Source organism: Oceanobacillus neutriphilus, from assembly GCF_014645515.1.
In the GTDB taxonomy this organism is placed as follows: Bacteria; Bacillota; Bacilli; order Bacillales; family Amphibacillaceae; genus Oceanobacillus; species Oceanobacillus neutriphilus.
This window is the reverse complement of sequence record NZ_BMLW01000012.1, coordinates 155,016-168,938: the sequence shown is the minus strand read 5'-3', so window position 1 is coordinate 168,938 and position 13,923 is coordinate 155,016. Positions and strand designations below refer to the sequence as shown.

Here is a 13,923-nt window from a genome sequence, read left to right as displayed (position 1 = left end):
AATCATGCCTGAATGGATATCGATTATTATTCGCTCCATTATTTTAATCACAGTCTTATTTTTCTTTGTAAAATGGCTGGGTGCAAAGCAATTATCTCAGCTCAATATATTTGAAACCATTTCTGGAATAGTACTCGGAGGAATTGCCGCATTTCATACTGTCGATCCATATAATAGCTTTTATTACGCTTTATTAGCCATGTTTGTCTGGTTTATTGCCGCATTCACAATTGAAAAATTATCCTTGAAAAGCAAGCGTATACGAGACTTTACGGATGGAAAAAGTACGGTTTTTATTCAAAATGGGAAGGTTATGGAGGAAAATTTAAAAAAAGAAGGCTACTCTACTGATGACTTGTTAGAAAAGCTCAGGAATAACGACCAGTTTCTTGTTTCCGATGTGGAATTTGCAGTTTTAGAGCCGACTGGAGAATTAAATGTTCTGCCAAAACGGGAGAATCGGCCGATAACCTTAAAAGACTTAAACATCGCTCCAGCGCCCGATAAAGAGCCGCAAACCGTTATTGCAGACGGCAATATACTGCTGGAGCCTTTGGCTAATGCTTCTTTAAATCCAACCTGGCTTGAAGCAGAATTAGAGAAACAAAACGTTACGATAGATAATGTATTTCTCGGACAGGTCGATCATCAGGGACAACTGTTCCTTGACCTTTATGATGATCATATTACCGTGCCTGAACCCGCACAATCTGCTCTTTTATTAGCCAGTATGAAAAAATGTCAGGCAGATTTGGAGCTATTTGCTTTAGCTACAGATAATCCTCAAGCTAAGGAATTATACGACCGAAATCAAAAACGGCTGCAGGAAGCAGTAAGACGAATGGAACCTTATTTAAAATAATATGAACCTATATTAAGTAAGAACATAAATAGGCAGTGAGACTATTTCAGTTATATGAAAGTCCCCTGCCTATATTTTCACTGCTTATTTTTGCTTCCATTCCTCTTTTAAAATGGAATAGATACAAGTATCCTGAGAGTGTTCCGGCCGGTTAATATAGCTTCTTAACAATCCTTCTTTTTGAAATCCAAGCTTTTCTAATAACTGATTGGACGCCTTGTTTTCAGGGTAGGTAATGGCGCCGACCCTTTTTAAATCCAGCTGATGAAAGCTATATTTTAAGAAATACGAATAATCACCTTTCCAAATTGCTTTCCTCCATCTAAATAGCTGAGTGCATCTAAACTTTGATCGAGAGAAAAAACACGGTCGACCACCGGATGTAATTGATATTGTTCAGCATGCTCAAGAGCGGCAATCAATTCTTCCCTGCAGCCCATTGTGGACCCAATAAGCTTGTATTGTCCATAAAAGAAAGAACGCAAATCAAATTCTACAACATCATCCGTAGTTGCACCAAATGTTACAATTCTTCCTCCCTTCTTCAAAATAGCTAAAGAGCGGCTAAACGTTGCTTTTCCATTACTATCAATAACCATATCAACTGTTTCATTACCCAGCCTTACCTTCCAATCATCAGCTGTGTCAATAACAACATCCGCTCCGAGTTTTACAGCCTTTTCCCTTTTCTCAGCACTTCTTGACGTTGTAATAACCCGGGCACCAATATTTTTTGCGAAAGCAATTAGGTAAGTTGCCACTCCGCCGCCAGCTCCAGGAATAAAAACAGTCTCCCCTTTTTGAAGCTGGCCTTTTGTAAACATTGCCCGGTATCCTGTCAATGCAGCCAATGGAAAGGCAGCAGCTTCTTCCCAGCTCATAAAGGATGGCTTGGGCTCTACCTGATCTTCGGAAATAACAATTTTCTCAGCAAATGTTCCATGATCCGGCATTCCTAAAATATCAAATTCTACCGGCGGAGCTTCACTATTCTTTATCCAGCGTAATGCCGGATTAATGATTACTTCATCTCCAACTTTTACATCTGTAACATTTCTGCCTATTTTTTCAACAATTCCGGCCCCATCTGAACCAAGTATCAGAGCATCCTCAGCTTCCTTTCTGCGATTAGGAATACCCAAATCTCTCCGGTTAAGTCCTGCTGCCTTCAGATTAATAACTACTTCTGATCCCCCCGGTTCCTGTAATTCCATTTCTTTCATTTGTAAGCTGCCATTTTCATGTACAAGTGCTCTCATCAATCTAACTCCTCCCCATCGTTCATATAATACTGTGATAATTTTGTTGGTTTTGGAATATTCTTTTTCACAAAGAGATAATATTCAGCCTATATATTCATTTTAAAATACTAACGATTCTTTTACCCAATTATAAGCTCACGAATTTATTAAATTCTCAACTTTCGCGCCTTAAAAAATAACTTGCCTATGATAGAGACAGGTGTTAATCATTCCTTCCATCTATCTCTTGACATAGCATAAACTCTACCCAGAAAAAAGGTAAAGTGTAAAGCGACCGCTACGGCGGACCGTTTTGCTTTCAACGTACAACTCTTTTCGATGGGGTGAGTAATCGCAACCCCAGGACGTTGCGGCCTTAGCCTGCCTAGGGGCACGCTCTTCAGCTAACTTTTGCCAAGAAGACCACTTGGCAAAAGTGGATCTTCAGATGGTGCTAATCCCTGTCCAGCTACAAGCGTCAAAAACTAGACAACTTCCCGACAGCGCCCTACGATAAAGAAGACTTAGTGACTGGCAAGCCGTCAGGCGCAGACAGAGCTAAAGTCGCGCTTATGCCCCGCGGGTGAAAGTCATCATCCGTTCGTAAACTCACGGTGATTCCTTTATCTCAATTGCTTCGGTCCAGTTGTTACGTTTTTAAACGACGCTTTCCCTTCAGGAGTCAAAACGGTCCGCCTCCGCTAGTAAGATATTCTATACTGAAATAACTGAACAAATAAAAGGCAGATCTGACAGAACAAATTTTTCGTGTTGCATGGTAACCATGCTCAGCAATCCTTTTTTTTGGTGCATGAAGGCTATTCTCGATATGAATTATTTATGCTGTCATTATTTGAACTGTTAAAAACGATGATTTCATCTAACTTCATCAGGATATTATTTTTCCCATGGGCTGTAGAATCCTATTAGAGCACAGGCCAACCACAGAGACTCCTATGGGAACAGGGCGAGCTGAAGATCCACTTGAAAAGCGGGTTTTCTTTTCAAGTTAGCTGGAGCCGTCCCCTTGGAAAGCGGAGCGGTTGGTTGCAGGAGCTATACACAATCTCCATTTCCATAGAAGGATGATTTAACAAAATGCAAGCAGGATAATGAAGAACATGTCCATCCTGGAATAGTAAGGTATAGTTGCTTATTCTTAGGTGCGAGAGTTGAGTTATGTACAAGAGCTCTCTTTATAATAAAAAAGAAAGCTCTTAATCTTAAAGCCTAAAATATAAAAACAGCTGCAATTGTTGCAATAACTAAACCAATAACTACAGGAAAGAAGTTTTTCCTCACTAATTCAATTGCTGAAACACCACAAAATCCTGCTACAGCAATAAGAGATGACCACGCTATTAACGCGCCTCCACCTGACCAAATTGCGCCAAGCTGCCCAATTGAAGCTAATGTACTCGCATCTATAGAAGAAGATTGCAATGATGCAGCCAAAGCTCCCGTTAAAGGCAATCCGGAAAAACCAGATCCATCCAAACCAGTGATAATACCAACTAATAATAAACTAAAAGCAACAAAAACCGTACTTTCTGGAAGAAAAGACTGGATAGAGGTAATAATCTCAAATAAAAAAGATGGCGCTTCTTCTACAAGCAAGATATCCTTGGAAAATTCAGCACTTCCTAAAAAGAAAAATCCGGCAATAGGAATGACTGGCCCCATCGCTCTAAAGGCAAACACAAATCCATTTGTAATATGATTACCTACATAATCCAGCGCATTTCGCTTTCCAAATACTGCTGTAGCAAGTAATAATAAAATAACCGCTACTCCCCCTACAAGGGCAGCACCTTCTCCACCTATTAACTCACTGGATCCAAAAAATTTATTATAGAGCATATACCCAACTACAGCCAGCAAAACAACCGGCACCAGCCAAGCAAAAATACGGCTCCATTTAATCAGATGCTTTGAAGCTGCTGTATGCCCGGAAGAATCATAGTCTTGAATTTGTTCTGCCTCTACCTGATTTCTAGGATCATCTTTTGAACGGATCGATTTCCGGTAAAATAAATAAGCTAATAAAGCAGCTGTAACTCCAGTAATAAGAGATAGAACCAGAGACCGGTCTGCAACTATGGACGTTTCTACGCCTGCTGCTTTCGCGGATAACGCCGGCGCTACCTGTACAATATAATCAGAGGACAGCGCCATCCCCTGGCCTGCAATGGTAATTGCTACAGCAGCTGTAATTGCAGGAAGTCCGGATCGTATTGCCGCAGGAACAAGTAAAGCACAAATAAGCGGCACGGCTGGTGTTGGCCAGAAAAATAAGGAAATACAATACGTTACTATAATCAAAACAAAATAAGAAAGGTGTCCATTAGTCATGACCTTTTGAATCGGCTGAATCATCAGCACATCTGCCCGTAAATCCTTTAGTGCATTTAACAACGCAAGCATAAACGTTATAATCAAAAAGATGCTGAAAAGCTCCTGAGCAGCAACTAAATTAGCATAGAAAATAGCCATAAACCCACTGACTATACTTCCTTTATAGGCCCATGCAATAACAAACGTTCCCAGCAAGCTTGGAAGGACGATCCCTCTCCGGAAAATCATTGTCACCAAAATAAGCAGGGTGAAAAATCCATACAGTAAATGCGGGATAGTTAAACTCATCTCATTCAGATCCTCTCCTTCAATGTGTACAATAGCCTATGCAGCAATGAAGACAGAGGGTACAAAATAATAAAAGAGATGTAAGACTGTTTTATCATGGAGAAGAACGAAAATTCCCGCCAAATACTACTTATTAAGGAAAAAACGCAGCGGTTTTAGGTTTTACCGCTGCGTTTTTACTGAAATTTATTCCAGAATATCTATAACTTTTTTTACCGAATCTGCAGATTTATCTAATTGCTTTTTCTCTTCATCTGTTAAATCCAGTTCGATGATTTCTTCCATTCCTGTTCCACCGAGAACGGTAGGAACACCCAGGTAAATATCCTGATATCCGTATTCTCCATCTAAATAAGCAATGGATGGTAAAATTCGCCGCTGATCCTTGAGGATGGCCTCGGCCATCACCGTTAACGATGCAGCAGGTGCATAATAAGCACTTCCATTTCCTAACAGATTTACAATCTCACCACCGCCAGTCCGGGTCCGTTGTACAATCTCTTCCAGCCGTTCTGAAGAAATAAGTTTTTCAAGCGGAATTCCCCCAGCATAGGAATAACGGGTAAGCGGCACCATATCATCACCATGTCCGCCGAGAACGAAACCAGTTATATCTTTTACAGAAATATTTAATTCCTCCGCCACAAAAGCTCTAAAACGAGCAGTGTCCAATACTCCTGATTGTCCTATTACACGTTCTCTCGGAAAGCCTGATGCTTTATAGACTGTATATGTCATTGCGTCAACAGGATTGGTCAGAACAACAATAATTGCATCCGAAGAATACTTCACAATTTCTTTTGTAACCGACTTCATTATTTTTGCGTTTGTATTTACTAAATCATCCCGGCTCATTCCTGGTTTACGTGCAATTCCGGCAGTAATAATTACTAAGTCAGAATCCTTTGTATCGCCATAATCTGAAGTTCCAGTTACTCTTGCATCAAAACCTTGAACCGGCGCTGCTTCCGCCATATCCAATGCTCTTCCCTTCGTCGGGTTCTCCATATCCGGGATATCAACAAGAACAACATCTCCCAATTCCTTTTGTGCAACCATTAATGCAGTGGTTGCTCCTGTAAATCCGGAACCGATAACGGAAATCTTTTTGCGTATAGAAACCATCAAACTACCTCCTACTATGTGTTCCTTTATTTGAAGAAAATGTTTGCATCAACGATAAAATCATCAGTTGTTACAAACATTTTCTTCAGGTTAGCAGAATAAACTATTCTGCATTATATTCTTTTCATAATGGAAAACTTTTTATGCTTCCATATTTTTAATCAGTTCATCAGCAAACTCAGAGCATTTCACTTCTGTTGCACCATCCATAAGGCGGGCAAAGTCGTAAGTTACCACTTTAGAACCAATTGTTTTATCCATTGATTTTGTAATTAAGTCAGCTGCTTCTCTCCATTCTAAATGTTCAAGCATTAATACAGCAGAAAGAATAACAGAAGACGGGTTAACTTTATCTAATCCTGCATATTTTGGAGCAGTACCATGAGTTGCTTCAAAAATAGCATGTCCAGTATCATAGTTAATGTTTGCTCCCGGAGCAATACCAATACCGCCCACCTGTGCAGCAAGCGCATCAGAAATATAATCACCATTCAAATTCATTGTTGCTACTACATCAAACTCTTTTGGACGGGTAAGGATTTGTTGTAAAAAGATATCTGCAATAGAATCCTTCACAAGAATTTTACCAGCTGCTAATGCATCGTCCTGAGCTTTGTTTGCTGCATCTTTACCTTCTGCTTCCACAATGCGGTCATATTCAGCCCAAGTAAATACTTTATCGCCGAATTCCTGTTCAGCAACTTCATAACCCCAGTTTTTGAAAGCTCCTTCAGTAAATTTCATAATGTTACCTTTATGTACTAAAGTAACACTCTTGCGTCCTTCGCTTAACGCATAATCAATGGCAGCACGAACAATACGTTTTGTACCTTCTTCAGATACCGGTTTAACACCAATGCCTGATGTTTCAGGAAAACGTACATTTTTAACGCCCATTTCATTTTTTAAGAAGTCAAGAACCTTCTTAACCTCATCAGTGCCTTCCTGCCATTCAATACCGGCATAGATATCTTCTGTATTTTCACGGAAAATAACCATATCTACATCTTCCGGACGTTTTACCGGAGAAGGAACACCTTCAAAATAACGTACAGGACGCAGGCAGGTAAATAAATCTAATTCCTGACGTAAAGCTACGTTAAGAGAGCGAATACCGCCACCGATTGGTGTAGTTAATGGACCCTTGATAGCAATCTTATATTCGTTAATTTTATCAAGTGTATCCTGTGGTAACCATTCACCTGTCTTATCAAAAGCCTTTTGACCGGCATATACTTCTAACCAATCGATAGATTTTTCACCATTATAAGCTTTTTCAACAGATGCTTCGATAACGCGGCGGGCAGCAGCCCAAATATCAGGACCAGTTCCATCCCCTTCAATGAATGGAATTACCGGTGTATTTGGTACATTCATTTCGCCGTTTTCTACTACAATTTTTTCACCTTGTGCCATAGATAAAAACCTCCTATTAATGATTCCTATTACATTTTACTACATTTTAACGATATTAGCATTATCCTCTATCTTCAATAGCAACATAATCCTGTAAATCCGGCCCGTTGTATTCAGCACGCGGACGAATCAAGCGGTTGTCAGCATACTGCTCTAAAATATGAGCTATCCAGCCGGAAGTTCTGCTGACAGCAAATATCGGTGTAAATAAATCTTCATTGATTCCTAAGCTGTGATAAACAGATGCACTGTAAAAGTCAACGTTTGCAGGCAAACCTTTATGCTCTTTCACATAGTCCTCAATTTTAATAGACATGTTATACCATTTTTCCTGACCGTTGCGTTTTGTCAATTGCTTAGACATTTCTTTTAAGAATTTAGCTCTTGGATCACCGTTACGGTATACACGATGTCCCATTCCCATAATCTTTTCTTTATTTTCCAGCTTTTCTTTAATATAAGGAATAGCATTTTCTTCTTCGCCGATTTCAAGAAGCATCTTCATTACATTCTCATTTGCACCGCCATGCAACGGTCCTTTTAAAGCGCCAATAGCTGCTACGAGTCCGGAATAAATATCGGAAAGCGTTGCTACACAAACCCGTGCTGTAAACGTAGACGCGTTTAATTCATGATCAGCATGAAGAACAAGCGCTTTATTAATCGCTTCTACTTCAATGTCCTCCGGCTCTTTTCCGTTTAGCATATATAAGAAGTTAGCCGCATAGCTTAAGCCTTCTTTTGGTTGAACGGGATCTTTCCCATCGCGAATCCTGGCAAATGCAGCTACGACAGAAGCAATCTTTGCCTGAATGCGAATCGCTTTTCTCTTATTTGCTGCTTCGTCCATATCGTCTTCTTCTTCATCATAAACTCCTAATAGTGAAATCGCTGTACGCAAAGCCGCCATTGGATGAACACTTTTCAAATCATATGAATGCAAATGATCAATAATTGCATTTGAAATGGTCATATTCTTTGCTAAATCAGCTTTTAACTCATCTAATTCTGATTTCGTAGGAAGCTTTTGATTCCAAAGTAAATAAATAATTTCTTCAAAGCTGGATTTTTCAGCTAAGTCATCAATTTTATAACCAACATAGGATAATTGATCATCAATGATCGAACTGATTGCTGATTGTGTTGCGACAATATTTTCTAATCCTTTTGTTGTTGACATATTACCCTCTCCCTTTCCAGTTAATCAGAGTATTACATATTACATATTGTTCTACATTAAATAAATAATACAAGGGTGACAAACTAAATTTTGGCTGTTTAAAGCTATGTAGGAATAAATTTAAGCAAATCTTATTATATTCGCTTAGTATCAATCAGGTGATGGAACTCGCGTTTCGTGGACGATTAAACGTGGAACCAAAATCTTTTGAAAGTTACGAATCAAAGAATTTATTATTCTACTTCTTAAACAAACTCAGAAAAAACTTTATCTTTACTTGTACCCTGATTTGATTAAAGCAATCCTTTTTGCCTGCCCACCTCTTATTATAAATGATAATAGGCAGAATGTGAATTGAAACCGTTTAAATTTTGTAAAATAACTGCTGGCTTCCTTCCATCCTTATATAAATAATAACAAATTATTTCTTAAAAAGAATGTTTGCGAACCTGCCTGCCAATTTAATAAAACAAGTGATCACAATGATTTTCGGCGAGGGCAGGTAATCGCGGCCCAGCCCAGTCCCGATATCAGTATCAAAATGATAATTCAAACACCTTACCGCTTCTACTTTGCTATATAAAAACATAGATTACAATAAGATCGTTTATTTGGGGGAAATATCATGCAATCAAAAATCGTTGGACAACTTATCCGCAGTCTTATTATCATTATCATTTTATTCGGCAGTATTTTTCTTCTCTATATGCTTTTCCCTTATATATACCCTATTCTGATAGCATTCTTACTATCGCTTCTCTTTCAGCCCTTCATCAGATTTTTTGCAGAAAAGCTGAAAATGCCAAGACTGCTTGCTTTAGTCAGCACGTTTATTCTTTTTTTCAGTTTGTTCACATTTGCTATATTCTTTTTAGTAAGCGAGGTCTACCAAGGCATTCTTTACTTATCGGACAGGCTGCCTGCCTATTTTTACCACATGATGGAGCAATTTCAACAGGTGTTAGATACCCATATATTACCTTTATATGATCAATTGCTTTCTCTTCTGACTACTTTACATGTTGATTATCGTTTGGAAGTCTATGAATATATAAATTCCTTTACAGAAACGATTACTGCAGCCTTGACCCGCTTCTTTCAAATGCTGTTACAACAGACGGCAAATTTTCTTATGATGCTGCCAAATTCCTTTACCGTTTTTATTTTTATTATACTGGCTACGCTTATGATCAGCTATGATTTTCATAACATCCAAAACAAGTTTCATGAAATCATACCTTCTAATTGGTATGCTCTTCATAAAAAAATAGCCTCTCATTTAAAAGAAGCTGTGATTGGCTATTTTAAAGCTCAGGTTATACTTGTTTGTATTTCTGCAGTTATTTTGTGGGTGGGACTTCTCGTTCTCCGTGTGGAGCATGCCTTTACGATTGTGTTATTTGCGGCAATTGCAGATTTTATTCCTTATTTAGGAATTGGTATTATTATTATACCTTGGATTCTTTTCAGCTTTTTAACGTTTAATTACCCTTTAACAATTGGTTTATCCATACTTTATGGGCTTATTATCATTATCAGACAATTGATAGAGCCTAAAATTGTGGCAACTTCTATTGGTATTTCGCCTTTAATGATGCTCATAGGGATGTTTTTAGGCATCCAATGGTTTGGAGTTTTTGGATTTATCCTTGCTCCTGTGATTTTAGTAGTTATACTTGCCATCAAAAAATCCGGTGTATTTCAGCAATTGTTTCTTTATATTAAGGGATAATCTATTACCAGCGGCGATAAATTATTGTGTTTCTGCCCACAAACTGCATTGCTATTTTCTTTAGTTGCTTTTTAAATTGATTTCTTGTCCAAGGTATCAGTAACAATAAACCAACTATATCTAAAACAAAACCAGGGATAATAAGCAAAAATGCTCCAAGCATTGTTGCCAGCCCATCGAGAATTTCATCGGTTGGAGGTGTACCTCTCTGTATTTGCAGCTGCGCGCGTCTAAAAACTTCCATTCCCTGATACCTGGCAAGGAAAATACCCAGCATCGCTGTTCCAATAATTAATCCAACTACCCATAAAACGCCGATAAGCTGACTTAACCAAAGAAACACGCCAATCTCTACTGCCGGACAATTATAAATGCCAGAAGAAGGTATTTATTTCTCATTTTCAACACCCTTTCTACCTCGATACGGTATTTTCACCTACTCCCAGAATATATACCCGAAATATATAAAAGTAGAAATACCTATATTATCTATCCATTGAATTGTATCATTGAAAACGGATTGTTTCACGATTAAAAAAATAAAGCAAAGAATTGGCAATCCGATATTCCTTTTAAACATATTACCTCTCCTCCGCAAATAAGTCTCTTCACTAAACCTATAAATGAACCAGTTTTTATTTTAGCAGGTTTAATATAGACTTAAAAATAAAACCCCCGAAGTCTATCGAGGGTTTTACATTCTTATTTTTTTATATTTTTACAGTACGTCTGCATGACCAGCATAGACCTGTCCACGGCTGCTGTCTACAGTAATATCCTGACCATCTTCTAACACTTCAAAAACATCTTCTACCCCAACAATAACCGGGATTCCAATACTGACGCCAACTACTGCTGCATGTGAAGTCAGGCCGCCTTCTTCTGTAATAATTGCAGAAGCTTTCTCGATTGCCGGCATCATTTCTTTTTCAGTAGCATGCGTTACAAGAATATCCCCTTCATTCATACGGGATAATGCTTCTTCATTATTTTTAGCGAAGACAACATGTCCATATGCTTTACTTCTGCCAATACCTTGTCCTCTTGCAACTACATCGCCAATGACATGGACTTTCATTAGGTTGGTTGTACCTTTTTCTCCAGCAGGCACTCCTGCAACAACCAGCACTGTATCTCCGCGTTTACATACTTCCGCTTCAAGTCCACGTTTTACAGCTACTTCCAACATTTCATCTGTAGATTTTGTCGGTGTGCCCATAACTGCATGAACACCCCATACAAGTGAAAGCTGACGGTTTACTATTTCATCCACTGTTACAGCAATAATCGTTGCTTTAGGACGATATTTTGAAACCATACGTGATGTTGATCCGCTTTCTGTCGGTGTGATAATTGTACCTATATTCAAGTTATATGCTGTATGAGAAACAGATTGTGTAATAGCTTCCCTAATTTCCATATCTACATTTTTAGAACGTTCTTCCAAAATAGCTTTATGATTTAATGCAGATTCTGCTTTTAATGCAATATTACTCATGGTTTGTACAGATTCAACCGGATAAGTACCAGCTGCTGTTTCGCCGGAAAGCATGATTGCGTCTGTACCATCAAAAATTGCATTTGCAACGTCGGAAGCCTCTGCACGGGTCGGGCGAGGGTTTCGCTGCATAGAATCTAACATTTGTGTTGCTGTAATAACCGGTTTTCCGGCTGTATTACATTTTTTGATGAGTTTTTTCTGTACAAGAGGCACATCTTCTGCAGGAATTTCCACACCAAGATCTCCACGTGCAACCATTAAACCATCACTAACCTCCAGGATGCTGTTAATATTATCTACACCCTCCTGGTTTTCAATTTTAGGGATAATTTTAATATGATCTGCATTATGCTGCTCTAATACTTCTTTAATTTCCAGTACATCTGAAGGACGGCGGACAAAGGATGCTGCAATAAAGTCTACCCCTTGCTCTACTCCAAAAATAATATCATTCGTATCCTTTTCTGTAATTCCGGGAAGATTGACGGATACATTTGGAACGTTAACCCCTTTTTTGTTTTTAATTTCTCCGGAGTTTAACGCAACAGTAACAATTTCTCCATTGTCCTGATTAATTTCTTTTACTTCTAATTCAATAAGGCCATCATCCAGCAGAATTTTAGATCCTTCATGTACATCGTTGATTAATCCATCATACGTAATGGAGAATCGTTCAGCGGTTCCTTCTACTTCCTTCATTGAAACAATTACTTCTTTACCTTGAACAATATCAGCTCTTCCTTCTTTAAAGTTTCCTGTACGGATTTCAGGTCCTTTTGTATCAAGAAGGATAGCTACTGTTTTGTTTTTCTTAGCTGCTGCTTCGCGAATATTATTGATTCTGGCACCATGCTCATCAAAATCTCCATGTGAGAAGTTTAATCTGGCAACATTCATTCCTGCATCAATTAGCTTCTCTAATGTTTCTATTGATTCAGATGCCGGACCAATTGTACATACAATTTTTGTGTTTCTCATTTTATTTCCTCCTTAAATTCAACCAAAATCTACCTTAATATGTTAGATAGAAAGTTCTTTAGATAACTGGAACATTTCATTATTAATATGATGCTTCATTTTTAAGATATCATTAATATCATTATTCACAATTTGGTTGTTTCGAATTCCAACCATACGTCCGCCTTTATTATTGAGTAACAGTTCTACGGCTGCAGCACCGAGACGGCTTGCCAGTACTCTATCCTGACCAGTTGGTGAACCGCCCCTTTGGATATGTCCCAATACAGTTACTCTTGTTTCCAAGTCAGTAGCTTCTTCAATTTGCTTTCCAACATCAAATCCGCTGCCGACACCTTCCGCAAGCAGGATGATACTATGCTTTTTCCCGCGTTTATGTCCCCGGTCTAACCGATCAACGATTTGAGAGAATTCATCCTTCTGTTCCGGAATAAGGATGCTTTCCGCGCCGACAGACAATCCAGCCCAAAGTGCCAAATCGCCTGCGTCCCGTCCCATTACTTCTATGACATATGTACGCTCATGAGAAGTAGCAGTATCGCGAACCTTATCCACGGCATCTATAATTGTGTTAAGAGCTGTGTCAAACCCAATTGTAAAATCAGTTCCTGCAATATCATTATCGATTGTTCCCGGCACACCGATACAAGGGATACCTTTTTCTGTCAGCTTTTGTGCGCCTTTAAAGCTGCCGTCACCACCAATAACAATTAAACCTTCCATGCCGGCTTTCTTCATTTGTTCAATTGCTTTTTGCTGTCCTTCATCCGTTTTAAACTTTTCACTTCTTGCTGAGAAAAGAATTGTTCCCCCACGGTGAATGATATCACCGACAGAGCCAAGGTGCATTTTTTCAAAGTTTCCATCCATTAAACCCTGGTAGCCGTTTTTAACACCTACTACTTCCATGTCATGATAGATTGCTTTTCTTACAGTTGCTCTGATAGCAGCATTCATACCAGGAGCGTCTCCTCCACTAGTTAACACACCAATTTTTTTCATTTATTATTCACCTCATTATTAAAATATTATCATGCACAGTTTGTTTTAAGCATATGAAAAATACTGGAATCGGCGCCCCTGTCTATTACTTCATACAGGCAGCTGTTATCAGGCAGTTATACTATTTTGTCGAATTCCCTTTTTTATAATTTTAAAACACCCGGACATGCTCTTCATATAAATAAAAGATAAAGAATTTCATCAGTGATAGTAATTATAAATCAAATTAAATCAATAATCGAT

The 13,923-nt window shown here is 38.6% G+C and carries 11 protein-coding genes; 2 read left to right on the top strand and 9 right to left on the bottom strand.

What is annotated here, in order from left to right; genetic code table 11:
* The first annotated feature begins 4 nt into the window (after window positions 1–4).
* The gene (locus tag IEX29_RS19290; RefSeq protein ID WP_188736322.1) at window positions 5–862 is read left to right on the top strand and encodes a DUF421 domain-containing protein; all 858 of its coding nucleotides are present in this window, start codon (window positions 5–7) and stop codon (window positions 860–862) included.
* A gap of 84 nt (window positions 863–946) precedes the next feature.
* Here IEX29_RS19290 and IEX29_RS26830 read toward each other — a convergent pair whose 3' ends face one another.
* The 6 genes from IEX29_RS26830 to citZ all read right to left on the bottom strand — a co-directional run bounded on the left by IEX29_RS26830 (window position 947) and on the right by citZ (window position 8,467).
* Window positions 947–1,099, bottom strand: coding sequence for a GNAT family N-acetyltransferase (locus tag IEX29_RS26830; protein ID WP_373290699.1), 153 nt, complete (start codon window positions 1,097–1,099; stop codon window positions 947–949).
* 41 nt (window positions 1,100–1,140) lie between these two features.
* Entirely contained in the window at window positions 1,141–2,121 is a 981-nt protein-coding gene (locus IEX29_RS19280) for a zinc-binding dehydrogenase (protein WP_188736320.1), read from the bottom strand.
* Between the two features lie 1,212 nt (window positions 2,122–3,333).
* Entirely contained in the window at window positions 3,334–4,746 is a 1,413-nt protein-coding gene (locus IEX29_RS19275; protein ID WP_188736318.1) for a hypothetical protein, read from the bottom strand.
* A gap of 186 nt (window positions 4,747–4,932) precedes the next feature.
* Window positions 4,933–5,871 carry a malate dehydrogenase gene (gene mdh / locus IEX29_RS19270; protein WP_188736317.1) on the bottom strand — a complete coding sequence of 313 codons (939 nt, stop codon included), beginning with the start codon at window positions 5,869–5,871 and terminating at the stop codon, window positions 4,933–4,935.
* Window positions 5,872–6,012: 141 nt separating this feature from the next.
* On the bottom strand, window positions 6,013–7,287 hold the full coding sequence (icd, locus tag IEX29_RS19265; RefSeq protein ID WP_188736316.1) for an NADP-dependent isocitrate dehydrogenase: 1,275 nt from the start codon (window positions 7,285–7,287) through the stop codon (window positions 6,013–6,015).
* 61 nt (window positions 7,288–7,348) lie between these two features.
* Window positions 7,349–8,467, bottom strand: a complete 1,119-nt coding sequence (gene citZ, locus IEX29_RS19260; protein ID WP_188736315.1) for a citrate synthase — start codon at window positions 8,465–8,467, stop codon at window positions 7,349–7,351.
* 625 nt (window positions 8,468–9,092) lie between these two features.
* Here citZ and ytvI point away from each other — a divergent pair.
* Window positions 9,093–10,199 (top strand): sporulation integral membrane protein YtvI, encoded by a 1,107-nt coding sequence (gene ytvI / locus IEX29_RS19255; protein ID WP_188736314.1) that lies wholly within the window; start codon window positions 9,093–9,095, stop codon window positions 10,197–10,199.
* 4 nt (window positions 10,200–10,203) lie between these two features.
* Here ytvI and IEX29_RS19250 read toward each other — a convergent pair whose 3' ends face one another.
* The 3 genes from IEX29_RS19250 to pfkA form a co-directional block, all read right to left on the bottom strand.
* Window positions 10,204–10,572 (bottom strand): FxsA family protein, encoded by a 369-nt coding sequence (locus IEX29_RS19250; RefSeq protein ID WP_373290698.1) that lies wholly within the window; start codon window positions 10,570–10,572, stop codon window positions 10,204–10,206.
* 345 nt (window positions 10,573–10,917) lie between these two features.
* Window positions 10,918–12,678, bottom strand: a complete 1,761-nt coding sequence (gene pyk, locus IEX29_RS19245; RefSeq protein WP_188736313.1) for a pyruvate kinase — start codon at window positions 12,676–12,678, stop codon at window positions 10,918–10,920.
* Between the two features lie 42 nt (window positions 12,679–12,720).
* Window positions 12,721–13,680 (bottom strand): 6-phosphofructokinase, encoded by a 960-nt coding sequence (gene pfkA / locus IEX29_RS19240; RefSeq protein WP_188736312.1) that lies wholly within the window; start codon window positions 13,678–13,680, stop codon window positions 12,721–12,723.
* Between the last annotated feature and the right edge of the window lie 243 nt (window positions 13,681–13,923).